The 19,279-nt window shown below is 45.6% G+C and carries 14 protein-coding genes; 4 read left to right on the forward strand and 10 right to left on the reverse strand.

The features are described 5' to 3' along the window. The first annotated feature begins 54 nt into the window (after positions 1-54). From ABDW33_RS02525 to ABDW33_RS02535, 3 genes are all read left to right on the forward strand, one after another. The gene (locus tag ABDW33_RS02525) at positions 55-417 is read left to right on the forward strand and encodes a hypothetical protein (RefSeq protein ID WP_343688492.1); all 363 of its coding nucleotides are present in this window, start codon (positions 55-57) and stop codon (positions 415-417) included. 125 nt (positions 418-542) lie between these two features. Then, entirely contained in the window at positions 543-2,804 is a 2,262-nt protein-coding gene (locus tag ABDW33_RS02530) for a TonB-dependent receptor (RefSeq protein WP_343688493.1), read from the forward strand. Further along, positions 2,804-3,985, forward strand: coding sequence for a sialidase family protein (locus tag ABDW33_RS02535; RefSeq protein ID WP_343688494.1), 1,182 nt, complete (start codon positions 2,804-2,806; stop codon positions 3,983-3,985). Before ABDW33_RS02530 ends, ABDW33_RS02535 begins: the two co-directional genes overlap by 1 nt. Positions 3,986-4,097: 112 nt before the next feature. On the opposite strand, the gene ABDW33_RS02540 is transcribed toward ABDW33_RS02535, so the two are convergent. The 8 genes from ABDW33_RS02540 to dprA form a co-directional block, all read right to left on the reverse strand. After that, positions 4,098-4,244, reverse strand: coding sequence for a hypothetical protein (locus tag ABDW33_RS02540; protein WP_343688495.1), 147 nt, complete (start codon positions 4,242-4,244; stop codon positions 4,098-4,100). A gap of 216 nt (positions 4,245-4,460) precedes the next feature. Further along, positions 4,461-5,216: an SDR family NAD(P)-dependent oxidoreductase gene (locus ABDW33_RS02545; RefSeq protein ID WP_343688496.1), complete on the reverse strand. Its 756-nt coding sequence runs from the start codon at positions 5,214-5,216 to the stop codon at positions 4,461-4,463. Between the two features lie 15 nt (positions 5,217-5,231). Then, positions 5,232-7,160, reverse strand: coding sequence for a PKD domain-containing protein (locus ABDW33_RS02550; protein ID WP_343688497.1), 1,929 nt, complete (start codon positions 7,158-7,160; stop codon positions 5,232-5,234). Positions 7,161-7,351: 191 nt separating this feature from the next. Beyond that, positions 7,352-10,015: a PKD domain-containing protein gene (locus ABDW33_RS02555; RefSeq protein WP_343688498.1), complete on the reverse strand. Its 2,664-nt coding sequence runs from the start codon at positions 10,013-10,015 to the stop codon at positions 7,352-7,354. A gap of 2 nt (positions 10,016-10,017) precedes the next feature. Next, a complete protein-coding gene (locus ABDW33_RS02560; protein ID WP_343688499.1) occupies positions 10,018-10,809 on the reverse strand; it encodes an alpha/beta hydrolase in 792 nt (263 codons plus the stop codon). Between the two features lie 92 nt (positions 10,810-10,901). After that, complete coding sequence (gene lnt, locus ABDW33_RS02565; RefSeq protein WP_343688500.1) at positions 10,902-12,497, reverse strand: apolipoprotein N-acyltransferase; 1,596 nt, start codon at positions 12,495-12,497, stop codon at positions 10,902-10,904. 328 nt (positions 12,498-12,825) lie between these two features. Beyond that, on the reverse strand, positions 12,826-14,298 hold the full coding sequence (gene guaB / locus ABDW33_RS02570; protein WP_343688501.1) for an IMP dehydrogenase: 1,473 nt from the start codon (positions 14,296-14,298) through the stop codon (positions 12,826-12,828). Between the two features lie 212 nt (positions 14,299-14,510). Beyond that, positions 14,511-15,614, reverse strand: a complete 1,104-nt coding sequence (gene dprA, locus ABDW33_RS02575) for a DNA-processing protein DprA (RefSeq protein WP_343688502.1) — start codon at positions 15,612-15,614, stop codon at positions 14,511-14,513. A gap of 46 nt (positions 15,615-15,660) precedes the next feature. Between dprA and ABDW33_RS02580 the strand changes: the two genes are divergently transcribed. Beyond that, entirely contained in the window at positions 15,661-16,449 is a 789-nt protein-coding gene (locus ABDW33_RS02580; RefSeq protein ID WP_343688503.1) for a 5'-nucleotidase, lipoprotein e(P4) family, read from the forward strand. Positions 16,450-16,518: 69 nt separating this feature from the next. Here the strand turns inward: ABDW33_RS02580 and ABDW33_RS02585 are convergent, their stop codons facing one another. Further along, positions 16,519-18,414, reverse strand: a complete 1,896-nt coding sequence (locus ABDW33_RS02585) for an OmpA family protein (protein WP_343688504.1) — start codon at positions 18,412-18,414, stop codon at positions 16,519-16,521. Between the two features lie 127 nt (positions 18,415-18,541). Then, on the reverse strand, positions 18,542-19,168 hold the full coding sequence (locus ABDW33_RS02590; protein ID WP_343688505.1) for a 7-carboxy-7-deazaguanine synthase QueE: 627 nt from the start codon (positions 19,166-19,168) through the stop codon (positions 18,542-18,544). Positions 19,169-19,279: the final 111 nt, after the last annotated feature.

A 19,279-nucleotide genomic window follows, 5' to 3' on the forward strand; every position in this document is an offset into this window, starting at 1 on the left:
TTTTTTATGCGCTCAATCATAAGAGGAAGTTAATTTTTTGTCTACATTTGCCCCGTGAGATACTTTTTATTCATAGCGCTCTTAACAGGACTATTGCTACAAAACTGTAGCCAGTACCTGATTTCGCTTGAATATACCCTCAACCAGCGATATATTGCCAGCGTGCTGTGCGTGAACAGGGACAAACCTGACATGCACTGTAACGGTAAATGTTACCTGAAAAAACAACTGGAGCGTGACCAGCAGCAACAACGCAATGGCACTGCCGGAAAAGAGAAGTATGAAGTGTCGTATATAGACGACCTCTATTTATACGACTTCAACGCTTACGCCCCGGTTACACCACTTATCGCATATTATCAGAGCTCTGTACCATATACTCCTTTATCTGATACCTTCCGCCCCCCACAAGCCTGATCCTCTCTTTTGTTTTCGGTATTCACTCAATACAGCCTGCATTTAACAGGCCGGGTTGAGGCAATGCACTATTTAAATTGATGAGCAACACAGCTCAATTAATAAACTATTGACTTATCGTCCACATGAAATATCTATTAGTGATAATAGCAGGAGTACTATTGTCCTTACATTCGCACGCACAGGTACAGGGAAGCGTGATCGATGCACAGACAGGCGAAGTATTGTCTGGCGTAAATATCCGGTTATTACATAACAGCAAAGGTTGCATCACAGATGCACAGGGGAAATATACTATTACAGGCAACAACGGAGATTCTATACAGGTATCTTATGTAGGTTATCAGTCAAAGAAAATGACATTGCCCGCGGGCGTCATTTCATTATATCCTGCTTCAGCCAGTCTCAACGAATTTGTTGTGACCAGCAGCAGAGACAAGCAGTTGCGTACAGATGCACCGATTGCCATCAGCCGGATATCCACACAGGAAATGCGTGATACAAAAGCAACAACACTGGACCAGTTGCTGAACAAAGTAAGTGGTGTATACATGGTTCCTTTACAAAATGAGCAACATACCATGGCTATCCGTCAGCCCATCGGTTACAAGAGTTTGTTCCTCTACCTGGAAGATGGTATTCCTATCCGCACCACGGGCGACTTTAATCATAATGCGCTCATTGAAATTAACATGGCTGCATTGCGCACCATAGAAGTGGTACGTGGCCCCGCATCCTCCTTATATGGTAGTGAGGCAGTAGGTGGTGCCGTGAATTTTATTACAGCAGCCCCCTCATTAAATCCTACAGGACGTGTGCAGGCGGAGGTGACAGATCGTGGGTATAAACGTGCAGATTTCAATGTATCGAACACGTTTAATAAAGTAGGTCTTACAATGGGTGGATACTATGCTAACCAAAGCCATGGCTACATGGACCATAGTGATTATCATAAATTCGCTTTCACGTTAAGAGGAGATTACCAGATCAGTGAACATACCAAATGGATCAATTCCGCCACATTAGTGGATTATTATACAGACCAGATAGGAGGCCTGGATAGTGCACATTTCTTTGGAAAGAACTATACCAACTTCCAGACTTTCTCTTATAGAAAGGTGAATGCATTGCGCTACAGAAGTACAGTGGAACATGACTGGAATGACCTGAACCATACAACCTTTACAGCTTTTTTCAGAAACAGTGGTATCAAGCAGAATCCATTTTATTACATCACAGATTCCAAAACTAATCCATTAAAAGCAGCAGGACAGATCAATGATGACAGCTTTAAAAGTTATGGCCTGATCCTGCAGCACAAAAAGGAATTTGCATGGCAGGATGCAGCGATCATCGCGGGTGTAAGTATGGATTATAGTCCGGCTGGTTATATTGCCAATTACATTGACGTAGATAAGAATGCGGCAGGCTATTATATACATTATACACCTACTGATTCCGTGCTCACGAATTATGATGTAAAGTTGTTAAATACTGCTGCCTATGTGCAAGGCAATATGACACTTGCACAGGGACTGAAACTGGTTGCTGCGTTGCGTTACGACCGCATGGACTATAACTTTGAAAACCATCTTTCTGCGGCTGCTTATACAGGGGCTGCCAGTCAGAAAAATAACTTCAATGCATTGACACCTAAGGTAGGATTGACATATGATTTTGGACATAGCCGTGGACTGTATGTAAACTACAGTGTAGGTTTTGCGCCACCGAACATCACAGAATTATTCACAGGGGTGAAAGTGCCGGTACTAAAACCTGCTAATTATAATAATTATGAAGTAGGCGGCTGGTTTGGTTTTGCAAATGACAAGGGGTATGTGGATATGAGTGTGTATGAAATGAAAGGAAAGAATGAGATCGTGAGTGTTCGTCAGTCAGACGGTACGTATTTAAATCAGAATGCAGGTCAGACAACGCACAGGGGTATAGAATGGAATGTCCGTTATGCGCCGGTTACATCGCTTCAATTACGTGTAAGTGGGCAGTATGCAGATCATTTCTTCAATGATTATTCAGACAAAGGAGTGTCTTACAGCGGCAACCAGATGAACGGAGCACCACATGTGATCACCAATTGTGAAGCGACGTTCAAACCTGCATTCATAAAGGGGTTCAGGATAGGCGCAGAGTGGCAGCATATCAGCAAGTATTATATGGATCCGAAGAATACTAAAATATACAATGGCTATGATTTGTTGAATATCCGGACAGGTTATGCATGGAGAAGTTTTGAGTGCTGGATCAATTGCCGTAATGCAGCAGATGTGATTTATGCTACAACAGCAGAGAAGACGGCGTATAGCACCAGCTATTATCCTGGACAGAAGAGAACATTTGATTTTGGGATAGCTTATACATTTAAATAATGAAAAATAAATTGTGGATCGTGTTGGCAGGCCTTCTTTCGGCCTGCCATCCGAATAAAGATAAAGAATACGTACTTGCACAGGGAGATGTATCGTGTGCGTTTATATCAGAAACACCAGATGGTAAAAAAGTCATCAGTTGGATAGCGGCGCAACCGGGTGCTGATACAGGTACCATGTATTATGCTGTGCAGCAGGGAGATACTTTTTCTACACAGCATATAATACCTGTAGCCAATAATGTATTGCCGCATGCGGAAAATATGCCCAAGCTGCTGTTCAAACCAGATGGTGAGATCATTGCGATGTATGGTGTAGAGCAACATGATCCGCGTAATCAATGGGCAGGCCGGGTATTCTACACACATTCACTCGACACCGGGAAGACCTGGTCTGCACCACAGCAACTGGTGACAGATACGAGCAGTTATGATCAGCGTTATTTTGATATGGCCTTGCTACCCGATGGAGAAGCCGGGGCGATCTGGTTAGATAACAGGAAAGATATCGATGCAGAAGGGTCTACTTTATACTTTGCAAAAACCAGTGGACATAATGGTTTCAAAGGAGAGCATGCGATTGCAGAAACGGCGTGTCAGTGTTGTCGTACAGACCTGTATACAGATCCGAAAGGGCACTTACATGTAGCATTCAGGGATATCATCAACGATTCAATTCGTGATATGGTACACTTGTTATCTGTGGATAAAGGAGCTACTTTTTCCCGGCCGGTAAGGATCAGTGCCGATAACTGGGTGGTACGCGGATGCCCGCACACAGGTCCTGCAATGACCGCGAATAGTTTTGGATTGCATTGTGTATGGTTTACCATGGGTGGCGGACAAGGGGTGTATTATTGTCATTCGACAGATGAAGGCATGACGTATTCACAAAGAGATACAGTGAGCACAACGCCGATGGCAAAGCATCCGCAGATAGCGGCAGTAGGGGATGATAAGATCGTGATAGTATGGGATGAACCAGTGAAGGCAGGAAAGGAATTTAACAGCAGGGTAGGGTACCAGGTGCGGAAAGGAGATGGTCGTGTGGATAGATCAGGGATACTGACAGGGGATAGGCTGTATGTGACGTTTCCGGTAGTGAAAGCGGTGGATAAAGAGACGGTGTTGGTGGCGTATACAAAGAAGGGAAGTATTTGTTATAGGTGGCTGCGTATATAAAGAAGCAGGTAAAGTCTAACGATTGTTGATGTGTTCAATTTACCTGTGAGACAACTGCTGCTATAACCGAAAAAGGTGCACCGTTTCTGGTACACCTTTTGATTTCTTATTCTCAGATGCTGAAAGCTCCTGCCCAGTCCTGGCGAGTAGCCCAGCGACCGTAGTTGTTTCTTTTAGATCTGTCGGAGTAGAAGCGCCATTCTGCTTTCCATCTCGGATAGTAGAGACGCAACAAATACAGTGTTGCAAATGTAAGCATAGGGATATGGTTTTTTAGGATAGATAGTTAGCATTGTTAGTCAGTAAACTCTAAAAGCTCATAGTTAGTTAGGCATCACATTTCCCGTTGGATGGTTTTTTCATAACCCCATCTTCAGCACTTTGGCTTCTTCTTATACACAAAAAGTAAGCTGCTTCAAATATATATTGAAAATTCTGCTAATGAAATAACATCTATGTGTTATATTATAACTTTTTACTCTTTATAAGTGTAAATCGCATTTGCCTGCTGTGTACAGGTGATCACTAAATCATTGATACACACATGCGCTGGTAATGTGGCACAATAGTAAATAGTATCCGCTATATCTTCCGCACGCAGCGGCGTAAATCCTTTGTATACCTCATCTGCTTTACTTTCATCTCCTTTGAAACGAACGACTGAAAACTCCGTCTCTGCAGCACCCGGATGTATAGCCGTTACTTTAATAAAATACGGCAGGAGATCGATCCGCATGCCCTGTGAAATAGCGTCTACTGCTGCTTTGGTTGCGCAATACACATTACCCTTTGCATAGACGGTTTTGGCGGCTGTTGATCCCAGGTTGATGATATGACCTTTTTTCCGGGCTTTCAACCATGGAATCACTACCCTGGATACATACAGGAGGCCCTTCACATTGGTGTCGATCATGGTATCCCAATCAGATAAACTTCCTTCATCAATGGTGGACAGACCTAATGCTAAACCAGCATTGTTGATGAGGATATCCACTGCTTTCCACGAATCAGGGATCTGCTCCAGCGCGCTGCTCACGGCTTTCTCATCCTGCACATCAAAAGTCAATGGCAGTACCTGGATGCCATTTGTTTTTTCCAGGTCCTGTTGTAAAGCAGCCAGTCTTTCCTGTCTTCTTCCGGTAATAATAAGGTCATAACCGTTAGCGGCAAATTTTCTCGCACAAGCTTCTCCAAATCCGGCAGTGGCACCAGTAATAAGTACAATCCCCATGTCAAAAATGATTATTTACTTCACCAAAGTTACAGTGCCTTTCTTTAAAATTGTTTTTCCGGTAAAATCTTTTCCTTCCAGTATCCAGATATAGGTGTCTAACGGCGCAGGCTGTCCCTTGTAGGTGCCATCCCAGCCCTGCCGGAAGTCAGTAGAGGAGTAGACTTCCTGTCCCCAGCGGTTAAAGATGCGGAAGTATTTATATTCGGTCATACCTACGGGAATAAAACGGAACAGGTCGTTCCGGCCATCTCCATTTGGTGTGAAAGCGTTTGGTACATAGATCTCAGGGCCTGTGTAGTATTTGATGTTGATTGTATCATATCCCACACATCCCTGTGTATTGGACACGCGTAGCACATATGTGATGTCGTCATTCCATTTCAGTTCAGGTTCAGCAATATGCGCATTACTCAATCCATCAGGTGGTGACCAGGTGTAGAACTCTCCGCCGGAAGCATGTAGCGTGAGTGGTTGTCCTTTGGCCAGGATGGTATCATTGCCGGCAAAAGGGAAGACTTCATACACCGTGATGTCTTTTGTAACAGTGGTCACACAGGAATGATCTGTATACAGGATCAGCGAAACGGTGTATACACCGCCCTGCTGGTAGGTGTGATTCACATGTTCCCCGTAAGCCCTGTTGATCACACTATCATTTTGTTCTCCCAGCTCCCACCGCCGGTCAGTAATATGGCCGTAGGTGTAGACAGACTTGTCGTCGAACTGAATGCGATCTCCTTTACAGAATCCGTTTACGTCAAAATCGCCTTTTAATCCCGGATAATTACTGACTATGCCGGTTGTGCTATCGGAGCAGGTAAGGCCCCTGTTTACCACTAATTTCACGACGTACCGGCCGGTATCAGGGTATAGGTGCCTGAACACGGTTTTGTCAGTCACCGTGGTGTCAGAACCATCTCCAAAGTCCCAGTAATAGGTAGAGGTGTACCCTGCATTGCTGGTGTTGGGGATGAGCACACTGAGGTCAGGGTCGGGTACACAGTTCTGAAGTGTGGGCGGGAAGCCGGCGGTGATTTTGGTATTACAGTTAAAAACGGTGAGGAGAATGTCTTTGTGATGTGTGCCTATCAGCTGCCCGGTACGACGATCGAATTCAGTTACACATACTGATACTACATATTGCCCTTCTCTTGGGGGAACACCTGTTAAAAATCCCTTGTTGTCGATGGATACCTGCGGTGAGCCTCCCATAGGATTTGTGCCGGAATAAGGCGCCCTATAGCTCACCGTATTGTCATAAGGAGGAGGATTGGCACTGGCAGCTTCATTTCGGTTAGTGCCTCCCGTGAGCGCACTGCACAATGAGTAAACGAGACTATCACCATCAGGATCGGTGGCGGAGTAATCATAATGGAGCGGCAGGTTGGCGCAGATCACAATTGCTACGTCCTTTGCAAAATAGGCGCTCTTGTTTGTGGGGCGGCTTTCGGTGCCAGGAATTGTGCAGTAGAAAGTAGAGCCTTCATGTTCTGAGTCGTTGATGTTGGCCAGCTTTTCGCCCCGGCAGCATCGCTGGTAGGCTACATAGTAACCACCGTAAATGGGTCTGAGTGAAATGGTATCTCTGTAAAAAGCCACCTCCAGGTTTTGTGAACGGGGTGCCAGGCATGGATTGCGAAGGGTATCGCGCAGGGGATGTCGTTCTTTGATGAACAGCAGGCGCGCATCAGCAACACGTGATCCGCCTGCGGTAAAAATATTTACGGGCACCGGATCTTCAAAATGATCCAGGCAACCCTGAATTTCACCACAGGTGAAATCAGCATTTCTGTACAGCTTCAGTGTGATCTCATACCTATAGTTACCATCGGGGTTCACGGCAAGAAAGGTATAATAGATCTCGCCACCAATGATATGGTAGCCGGCTGCAGCCACGTGGATTAAACTACAGCAAATAGCCAGAATAATAGATCTATGCATTAGCAGGGGTTGTGCATGGGCTCTACGAAGACTTAACTATAGGAATTTAAATAAAAAAAAGCAGATGGGCGAATGAATTAAATCGCCATATGAAGGGGTTTGAAATACAATCGGAATCCGCATTTTGCGGATTCCAAAATATCATTTGAAGTAAAAAGAATAGACAATGCGTGCGTGCTGAATAGGCACAATTATCTGATCAATGTAACAGTACCTTTGCGAATCACTGTTTCGTTATTCACATTCCTGCCCTGCACGACCCACACGTACGTGCCGATAGCAGCAGGTTGACCATCAAAATTACCATCCCATCCCTGCAGGTATTCGGTGGTACTATACATCATCTTTCCCCAGCGATCAAAGACCCTGAAGAATTCCAGCTGGGTGATGCCCACGGGCAAGGGGCGGAAGATATCATTTTGTCCATCACCGTTAGGTGAGAAGCCAGTGGGAACATAAATATCAGGACCGGCAATGAAACGGATCTTAATATCATCGGTGCCTGAACAGCCTTCAGTCGTATAGGCAGTAAGGGTATATGTAAAGTCATGATTGATAGTCGTTGTGGGACTGTCAATCGTAGGATTGTCCAATCCTTCTGCGGGTGTCCACACATACCGCACACCACCTGCCGCATGTAAGGTGAAAGGCTGATTCAGGATCGCAATCGTATCATTACCGGCAAAGGCATGTACCTGCGGTACCACATTGATCTGAACTGTATCCTTTACTGGTTTAGGACAACCTTTGTTGTCCGTAACGGTTACAATATATTGGGTAGTATCCGTTGGTTTGGCAATAGTCGTAGCCTTCGTTGGCGTTGCTAATGTAAAGGTCGGTGTCCATTGATAGAAGGAGCCGCCGGAAGCCTGCAGGGTGACCTGATCACCATAACAGATGGTGGTGTCCAGCCCGGCATTTGCGATAGGAGGATCTACGATTTTTAAGTTCATGGTATCATACCCACTGCAATCACCTAATGCTGCAACAACGGTATATGTAGCAGCAGGCGCAGGTGGTACGATGTTGAGGATGGCGCCGTCTCCTACAAGGTTTCCAGCAGGTAAAGCGTACCAGGCAAGCGGATAGTTCCCGTCCGGGAATGCCCTGATATGTAACGTGTCGCCTGTACAAACCGTACTGTCCGCAATCGTTCTTACATATAGTGAATCACGTACATCAATTTTCACAGTAGCGGAATTCTGGCATCCCGTTCCGTCAGAAAACGTAACGGTATAAGCAGTATCTACTTTGGGATACACTGTCGGGGTAGCTGTATTAGCATTCGTGATATTATAGTCAGGCGTCCAGGTGTATACCCCATTAATTGTGTTGCCTCCTGATTCACTGGTTGCAGAGAGCTGGAGTGAGTTGCGGATACACAACAGGGTATCAGGTGTAGTGGTAACGGGCGGCTTATCGTAGATGGTGATCGTGCTGGTATCTGATCTTACGCAGCCATTTTTTGTAGTGATGTTGAGAATGACAGTGTAGTTGCCAGGCCCTGGATATTTATAACTGGGATTGGAAGACCATGAAGTATCTGCTGATGTACCGGTATCACCAAAATCCCAGCGATAGGTAGAAATGGCATCGGTAGCACTGGTGGTAGTAGAGGTATTCGTAAAGTTGGTGATGGTATTACTGCAGAATCCTGTAATGCGCATATCCGGCGTGAGCTTTGGATATACATGTACGACAGCTGTTGCCATGGCCCCGCAATTACTGGTTTTATCCACCCACATAGTAACGTTGTATACACCTTCTGCAGCATAGGTATGCTGGAATGCATCGGTACTTTTGGTAGTGTAGGTGGTTCCATCTCCAAAATCCCAGTCATAAGTTTTCCCTTCGGTACTATTGTTCAGGAAGGTGATGGTAAAGCCGGTACAATCATCGTATTTATCAGGCATCGCTGCTTCAACGACACGTACGCAGGTGGTTACGATCATATGAAAATCCTTTCGGTGAATGCCGAGCAGGACACCGTTCCGATATTCATATGCACATACTGTCACTACGTATTTTCCCGGATCAGGAGCAATACCGGTGATGATGCCGGAATTGGATACAATGTAAGCATCGGCACCCAGTGGTGCACCGCCTGTAAATGGGCTCTTGTAAGGGACGGTAGCGTAGGGAGGTGCCACGGCAGCAGGAGGAGGCGCGTATTTATCTCCTGTGTTAGTCGGCTTACCACCGCCATATGCAGCACAGAAAACATATACAATGCTATCACCATCGGGATCAGTCGCCGTGAAGTCATAACTGAATTTTTTATTGGCACAGACCAGGATGGCTTCGTCTTTACTGAAAGTAGGGCTGGAGTTCGTGAGAATACCACTGGAGCCGGGCAGTTCAGTAAAGTAGGTAGCGCCGTTACCTGGATAGTTTGCTTCGTCGTTGGCCCGGTGCGTATCAATGATGTTCGTCATGGAGTAATCACGACAACAGGATTGGAATGATACAGTATACCCGGCAGCATTGATAGGTACAGTAATAATAGTCTCGTAAGTACCTACCTGGAAACAGATCTTAGGTGGGTTGACAATACAGGGATCTGCCTGTGCAGATGATTTAGTTTCCTTGCTGATTTGAGGGACGAGAAAAGGAGATCCCGTGATTGGGCTGTTGTTGGATTTATCAAACACGGAATAATATAAATTATTGGGTAACTCTGCCAGGGTAGGACCCTCATCGCACACGCGGTACAGTTTCAATGTGACCAGGTACTTGACCTGATCTGTGGTCATTGACAGGTATTTATACGACATCTCTCCCCCAATGATATGGGAAGCCCTGGATATGAATCCGCAGGAGAGTATGAACAGCAATAGAAAGATTCGTCTTCTCACAATTATTGATCTTGGCAAAAAAGAGTAAACTGTTGTAAGAGCTCATTGCTGGCTGCAGGAACTTCCCACATGCCCATGTGCCCTGTTTCTTCAAAAATGTAAATGCTACTGGTGCGTGGAAGGGATACCTGTGGCAGTATACTTTGAAGTGGAATGGCCGTATCCTCTTTCCCGATTACGAACAGCACAGGGACCTGGATAGCTGATAATACGGCAGTGCGATCGGGCCTGATGATCATTGCTTCGTAATAGGCTTCCAGGGAAGCGAGGGGACAGGTGATGCCCATATTCACGTATGCTTCTACACTTTCCGGGTGTTTGGCTTTAAAACCGGGGCTGAACATGTTCGGGAATGCCTGCCTGATAAATGCTTCACTACCATATTGTTCCATCAGTTTGATAGATTTTCGGCGTGCGTCTTTCTTTTCTTCAGTGTCAGGAAGGGCTGTAGAGTGGAACAGGCCCATTCCCTGTAAAATTGACGGGTATTTTTCAGCAATGGCAAGGGCGACATATCCGCCCATAGAGTGGCCAACAATCACGGCTTTTTCAACACCGGCAGCCTGTAATGAATGATAAACATTATCAGCCATGCTATCTATAGTCAACGCAGTCGTGAGTGGATTATTGCCGACTCCGGGTAAATCCAGCGCAATCACCTCAAAAAATTCACTTAAATATTCCTGCTGTATATGCCAGATACCGGCATTTTCAGCAAATCCGTGAAGGAGTACCAAAACGGGTTTCTTCCCTATACTTAGATGATTTTTATGGGTTGAAAGTTTATTCGACATCAGAAAAATAATTTATTTAAAGGTCTTTTCGGGCAGGCTCCACAACATCTATTGACATGCAGGTGGTAACGTAAAACAGATTTTGTTGATGTTTATAAGCGTTTACGTGTCAGCCGCAAAAAGAAGCTGTAAATGATCAGCAAAATACAAAATACAACGGCTGCCTTTGAAAGTAAGTCTCCATAATTAACATAAAACGTCAGAGCATCGCCTGGTGTTACATTTGCTTTTAAAACGCCTTCCTGCCAGTATGGGAGAGATGCGGTAATCGTCCCTTGGGGATCGATGATAGCAGAGATACCTGTATTTGCGCTGCGGGCCACCCAGCGGCGGGTTTCAATGGCACGGAGACGGGCATATTGTAAGTGCTGACGATGACCTTCCGTATTTCCCCACCAGCCATCATTGGTCATAATAAAAAGAATGTTCGCACCTTTTCGTACATGCTCAGCTACAAACTCACTATATACCGATTCATAACAGATAGTAGGGAATACTTTAATGTGTGTCTGTTTGTTTTCCATTAATTCTACGCCCGGTGTACGGCCATAGCTACCGCTGATACCGCCAAAATCGAGTGCCAGGTTGTTCATAAAACTCAGGTAATGTACATAGGGAATGAGTTCCACACCCGGCACAAGTTTAGATTTATGATATACCTCCACAATGTTCGAAGTATCAATCAGTACACCGGCATTGAATACGTCATAGATCATATCGCCATCTGAGTTGCGGCGGGCTGATGTTGGAATGTCATCATTACCGGCATCATACCGTTTTAATGTGACAGCGCCGCTTACCAGGCTGGCTTTAGGATACCGGTGTAGCAACAATCTGATCTTCCTGGTATATTCTTCATAAGTGAGTTTATTTTCCCATGCTCCGTGTACAAACAGTGCGGTTTCAGGCCATACGATGAAAGATGTATTAGCATCGATTTTAGACGCAGTGAGCTGGAGCATTTTATCGACTTCCAGCGATTCATTTTCATCGGCGAATTTATCGTAGGGATCGATGTTGGGTTGCACCACGACAACTTCAGTAGCAGGGCCTGTTGGCATTTGCAACCGGGAAGTGATGAGGAAGCTGATAGCAAAAGGCACTGCCAGTATAACCAGTGGTACCCAGATCATTTTTGCAATCGGGCGTTTGTAAAACCGATATTGAAACCACACATGGTAAATCGCCAGGTTGGTAGCGAGTATCCACAAGGTACCACCACTGACGCCGGTATACTCATACCATTGTACCCAGCCGGGGTGCATGGCAAAAGCATTGCCGAGGCTGAGCCATGGCCAGCTTAGTTCCCATTGCAGGTGGATATATTCAAAGGTCATCCAGTATACAATGAAAGTAAAGTAGGCAAGGGTAGGGCTGACCCATTTGCGGGTTCTGCGGTATCCCATGACGGGTACGAGCATAAAGAGGGTGTTGAGCAGGTTGGCTGCAACACCGCTTGCAGGCACAGTGGTGTTACCTACCCACCAGGTAGTTGCCACATTCCAGCAGAAGAGTAACAGGAAAGCGCATCCGAAAAAGCGGGCTCTGTTCTCAACAATATCCGCCAGCCTAAGCAGGGGAATGAATGCGACAAAGATCAGAAAGGTAAGGGGAGACGTTGGCCAGGCTGCCCAGAGGAGCAGGCTGCCGGTAAGGCTTACAATTGCGGGTAAATAACGTTTTGCCATAGCGGGTCAAAAATAAGGATTATCAGCAGCATCAGGATAAAAAGGAGATGATCTCATTGGGAGGAAAGGGCTTGTTTTAAAATAGAAGAGATATAGGCTGGGTGTATATCCAAAAGTCCACTAAAAGGGTACCAGAAGGGCACCAATATATCACCTCAATATCCAATCGATATACAGGTGATATATTTGTGCCCTTATAGTGATAGGTTGGTAACGAATTAGTACTGAAGCTATCGTATCGCCAGGATGTGATCTGGGGCTGTTGGCAAAAGAAAAAGGGCACCCTGTCGTTAAGACGAGGTGCCCTTTGGCATTATCTTTTAATTAATTATCTGCTATAGTTCGGTGCTTCCTTGGTAATCACCACATCATGCGGGTGATTTTCCTTTACAGTTGCCGGAGAGATCTTGATGAACTGTGCTCCCTGCAAAGCTTTGATGTCTTTAGAACCAGTCAGACCCATACCTGCACGCAGACCGCCTACATACTGTTGAATGACTTCAGCCAGCATGCCTTTGTAAGGTACGCGACCTACGATACCTTCTGGTACCAGTTTTTTGATATCATCTTCTTCCTGGAAGTAGCGGTCTTTTGAACCTTCTACCATTGCTTCCAGAGAACCCATACCGCGATAAGACTTGAACTTACGTCCTTCGTAGATGATAGTTTCTCCGGGGCTTTCTTCAGTACCGGCAAAGATAGAACCAGCCATTACGCAGGAGGCACCTGCAGCAATTGCTTTTACCATATCACCGGTATAACGGATACCACCATCTGCAATTACGGGAACACCCAGTTTCTTCAGTGCAGTTGCCGCATTCATAACTGCAGACAGCTGAGGGAAACCAGCACCGGTTACTACGCGGGTGGTACAGATAGAACCGGGTCCTACACCTACTTTCACTGCATCTGCACCTGCTTCTGCCAGTGCCAGTGCACCATCGCCGGTAGCTACGTTACCTGCTATTACCTGTAATTTAGGGAAGGTCTTTTTCAGCTTTTTCAGACCATTCAGTACACCTACTGAGTGACCATGAGAGCTATCGAGACATACTACATCCACGCCAACGTTGATGAGTGCCTGAGCTCTGTCCAGTACATCAGGTGTGATACCTAATGCGGCACCTACGAGCAGGCGACCATATTCATCTTTCACAGCATTGGGATAGCTGGTCAGCTGCAGGATATCACGGTAAGTGATGAGACCTACCAGTTTACCATTCTTACCAACTACCGGTAATTTTTCAATTTTATTCTGTTGAAGGATTTTTTCTGCTTTCTTCAGATCAGTACCTTCTGGTGCAGTAACAAGGTTCTGAGAAGTCATTACTTCGCTTACTACGCGTTTCATGTTCCTTTCAAAGCGCAGATCACGATTGGTAAGGATACCAACGAGTTTGTTTTGCTCATCTATGATTGGAATACCACCGATGCTGTTTTCTTTCATCAGGCGGAGTGCTTCTCCGATAGATGCATTTGCATGCAGGGTTACCGGATCGAGGATCAGCCCGTTTTCGCTACGCTTTACCTTACGTACTTGCTCCGCTTGTTTTTCAATGGACATATTCTTGTGCAGAATACCGATACCACCCTGGCGCGCCAGAGAGATGGCCAGATTGGCTTCTGTAACGGTATCCATGGCAGCAGATACCATTGGAATGTTCAGGCGTAAGTTTTTAGTAAGTTGCGTGCTGATATTAACGTCTCTGGGCAAGACTTCAGAGTAGGCTGGAACCAGAAGTACATCGTCAAAGGTAAGTCCGTCCTCTACAAATTTCGGTTTTGATTTTCCGGCAGGCATGTTGCAACTATTTGTCAGTTATTAAATAATTGCACGCAAATGTACAGCTATTTAAGGAAATACAAAAATTGTTGTGACGCCGGTCATATGCCAGGATCATTTTTCGTCAGGTTAATACTGGTAATTTGCGGCACAAAAGCCGCCGGGAAATTGGTCAGGAGGCTGCGGCAAGTAGGGTTGGAATCAAATAGTTATAACTGGCTATGTTCGTCTTAAACCAGCTGATAACGCTGTCCTGGCATGCTTCTTAATAATTTATTCATTTCCAGCTGAAAGATCACGGAGGCTACCCTGCTCTCCGGCAAAGGGGATTGCCGATAGATCTGATCTATATGATAGTCTTCACTCTTTTTAAAAAGCGATAATATCTGTCGTTCATCATCTTTCAGCCCCACACCTAATTCCTGCTGCAGGGGCATGGCTGGCTTTTTTACCACATCGTCCCAGTTCATCGCCTTTAATATATCTGCTGCGTCTGTGATCAACATGGCCTGATTATTTTTTATGAGCTGATGACAGCCTGCTGATTTGGGATCACCCACCCGGCCGGGTATTGCAAATACGTCCCTGTTGTAACTATTGGCAATATCTGCGGTGATCATTGAACCTCCTTTTATACCACTTTCTATCAACACCGTAGCATCTGACATACCTGCCACAATCCTGTTGCGCTTTGGGAAATTAGGTTTATCAGGTGTTGTTTCGCTGGTATATTCAGTCAGCAATCCTCCCTGCTCCACCATCTGCCTTGCTGTACCCGCATGCACATCCGGATAGATCCTATCCAGCCCATGCGCCAGAATACCAACCGTAGGCATCCCATATTGCAATGCTGTATGGTGGGCAAGCACATCAATGCCATACGCCAGTCCGCTTACCACCATCACATTACTGGCCTGTAACCCGGCTATCAGGCTGGCACACGCTTCCCTGCCATGTGCAGTAGGCATGCGTGTACCAATTACATTGATGATACGGGTGGCATTGAGATTTGCATTTCCTTTATAATATAACAGAAAAGGATTATCATAACAGTGCAGTAACCTTTGCGGATATAATGGTGACTGATAGCTAATTGCGGCAATCCGGTACTTTTCCAGGAAATCCATCTCTTTATCCACCCAGCGAAAATTGTCAAACGCTTTGATGGCATTGGCCCTTACTTTACCCATCATCGGTAAACATTCCAGTTCCCTTCTGCCTGCTTTAAAAATGTTACTGGCATTTTCAAAGTAAGTCATCAACTGTTGGGCTATCTTATTTCCGATCTGTGGTATTTTTGTAAGTGCAATCTGATAACGTGTTTCTTCCTGCATTTTCCTACTTTTGTGGTCAACTCTCTTAAGTTACAAATTTATTTTCATGTTTTCCAAGCGCCTCACCATTCCCCTTGCATTTTCCCTCTTATTCGCCTGCAAGGCACCCGGACCAGCTGCACAACATATGGCGCTATTGCCTTATGGACCTGCATTTGCGGCTTTATGGCAACAACGTTCTTCCGAATATAAAGCACTCTGCTTTCAGGCATACAACATTGCCCGCCTTCGTCTCAACGAAGACCTGCAGCGCGGTGCTGCCAGGCCTATGGCGATTGTCACGGACATTGACGAAACGGTACTGGACAACAGTCCATACAATGTACACATTGCATTGAAAGGGGAAAATTATAGTGATAAAACCTGGCAGGAATGGACCAGCAAAGCCGCTGCAGATACGGTGCCCGGTGCATTGTCTTTCCTGAAATACGCTGCTGAAAAGGGGGTACATGTATATTACATCACCAACCGTTCCGCTGCAGAACGTGCAGTCACCTTACAGAATTTACAACGCTGGAATTTTCCTGATGCAGATAATGAACACCTGATACCAAAGACAACGACTTCCAGCAAAGAAGACCGACGCCTCGAGGTCGCAAAAACACATGAGATCATTTTGCTGATGGGCGATAACCTGGGAGACTTCTCTGCGATCTTCGAAAAGCAACCGGTGGACAAAAGAGATGCTGCTACCAGGCAGTCTGCTGCTGAATTTGGAAACCGGTTTATTGTATTGCCCAATCCAATGTATGGCGATTGGTTGCCAGCCATGTTCCAGTACAATTACAAGCAGAATATCGATTCAATATTGCAAACACAATTGAAGAATTACTAAGATTGCATTAGCACCTTCAAAACTATAGAAACAAAAAAGGCATCTTCGGAGAAGATGCCTTTTTTGTTTCTATAGTTTGATAATCTTGAATTCTGTCCGCCTGTTTTGTGCCCTTCCTTCCGGTGTTTCATTATCTGCCACCGGCTTACTTTCACCATATCCTTTCGCTATCAGCCTTTCCGTCGCTATCCCTTTCTGCACCAGGTACTGCACCACGGCCTGCGCACGTTTGTCTGACAATGTCAGGTTGATCTGATCATTACCCACATTATCTGTATGCCCGCTTATTTCCACGATCATGGTCGGATTCTCTTTCATCAGCCCTACGAGTCTGTTTAACTCTACAAAAGACTCTGGTTTCAATGCATATTCCCTGCTTGCAAAGAACACATTATTCAGTACCATGATAGCACTTGTATCCAGTGGTACTAAAGGTACTTCCCTGAAATAGCCGGTATCTTTATCCGCACCTTTCAATGAGAAGTTCTCTGAATGGAACAGGTATCCTTTTTTGTTCACATTCAGGCCATAATCTCTGCCCACAGGCAAGGCCACAAGGTAGTTACCCATGAGGTCACTCTTGATATTCGCCATTGTTTCCCCTGTTTCCAGGTCCTGTAACTCAATATTCGCTACCAGGCGTTTCTGGCTCTTCTGGTCATACACATATCCTCTTACATACTGCGTCTTCAGTGGCCTTGCAGCTGGATACAGCTCAAAACTGTAGATATCCAGTGAGCCGCGGCTATCGGTACGATCAGAAGCATAATAGGCTGTTTTACCATCTGCTGCTACTACCAGACTCGATTCTTCATCCATCGTATTGATGGGATAACCCAGGTTGACCGCAGGTCCCCATGAACCATCCGGTTGTTTGCGGGAATAAAACAGGTCCATGCCTCCAAAGCCCGGGTGTCCGTTTGAAGCAAAGTATAACGTCTGGTTATCTGCATGTATAAAAGGTGTACTCTCATCACCAGGAGTATTGATGTTAGGTCCCAGTCTTTCAGGAGTACCCCATCTGCCGTTGGCCTGCAGTTCGCTTTTGAAGATATCGGAACCTGCATCCGCTGTTTCTCTTGCGAAATACAATGTTTGCTTGTCAGGAGAAAGACAAGGCTGCGACTCCCAGTCCCTTGTATTGATTGGGTTGCCCATGTTGATCGGTTCTACCCACAGTCCTTCTTCTGTTCTGAGGGCATAGTAAATATCACAGCTACCCCGTCCATTGGGGAAATTACATCCTGTAAATACCAGCATGTTACCATCCTGCGAAATATTCTGTGCACCTTCGTTGAAAGCCGTAGAGTTTACTGGTTGCCCCAGGTTATAAGCTTTTTTCCAGTGCATGCTGTCATCTCTTTCCGACACGTAGAAATCCTCGTTCTTGCCATTTACCCTGCGTGTGAATACCAGCATCTGGTTGTCGATGGTCAGTGAAGGGAAATATTCTCCATCCTTGGTATTGATATTATCTCCCAGGTTGATTGGTGTGAAAGGTACCGGGTGTAGGGCTTCTCTGGCAGCGTAGGTAAAAGTCTTTTGCAGGGCCTCTGCTTTTGGATTTTTAATCTTGGTAGTGGCAATGTAGAGGTTGATACTGGCCAGGGCTTCCGCAAATCTGCCTACACCACCCAGTGCTTTGGAGTAAGCCAGCAGGGCCGGTCGGATAGATGCACTATCCAGCCTTTTCAGTGTTTCAAAAGCCGTGATGGCTTCATTGTATTTCTTCAATTCTACATAGGAAATAGTCATCTGCCCATAGGCGTCTGTAAATCCAGGCTCAGCTCGTACCGCTTCCTGCAAATATATAATAGCATCTTCCGTTTTATACTCCGAAACCGCTAACTGTGCATTGTCAAAACTCTTCTGTGCTTTTTTCTTAGCGTTATCATAGGTCACCACCTGAGCATGCACACCCAGGCTAATCACAAGACAACTCAGCAATATTGGGAATTTGGCCATAACTTATGATTGGGAATGTGGGTCCAATATATGAAAAAATCGCCAGATGATTACCTTTCTATCAGATAATCAATGCGATTACATATTTTTTTCTCAATAAACGTTATGATCTGAACCCGTATTGCACTTATGGTACATTAATATATTTGTGTACCTGCAGGGAGAGTTGCCATTTGGGGTTATCCTTGATGTAGTCGATGATCAATGGGGTCATTTCAGCGGCTTTGTTCCATTCCGGCTGGATATACAGTTTACAATGAGGACCGGCCAGCGCAGCATATTTCTCTGCCCAGGCAAAATCACTCTTATTGAAGATCACCACTTTTAGTTCGTGGGCAAGTGAACAGATCTCTGGCAGTGGCGCCTTGAATTTCTTGGGGGACAAGGTGATCCAGTCCCAGTTGCCGGAAAGGGGAGAGGAGCCGGAAGTCTCGATATGTGTACGGAAACCGGCAGCATGCAGATCAGCTGTCAATGCATCCAGGTTGTGCATGAGCGGTTCACCACCGGTGATGACGGCTATCCGGCCGGGATAGCTGGCAGCTTCATGTACGATGTCAGTCAGTTCCAGTTGCGGGTGACGGTCTGCTTCCCAGCTATCTTTCACGTCGCACCAGTGACAACCTACATCACAACCACCGAGGCGGATGAAATAAGCTGCACAGCCCTGGTAATTGCCTTCACCCTGAATTGTGTAAAAGCGCTCCATTACCGGGAGTGTACGTACGTTTGGATATGTAGCAGTAGTTGACATTATGCAAAGGTACGCATATTGCCGTTAGCACTATGCGTACCGTATAATTGATGGTGACTCAATTCGCATTTTATTTACAACCTGTAATAAAAAGCAAATGGATCACCCTGT

Origin of the sequence: Chitinophaga sp. (genome assembly GCF_039596155.1) — a bacterium.
Taxonomy (GTDB): domain Bacteria; phylum Bacteroidota; class Bacteroidia; order Chitinophagales; family Chitinophagaceae; genus Chitinophaga.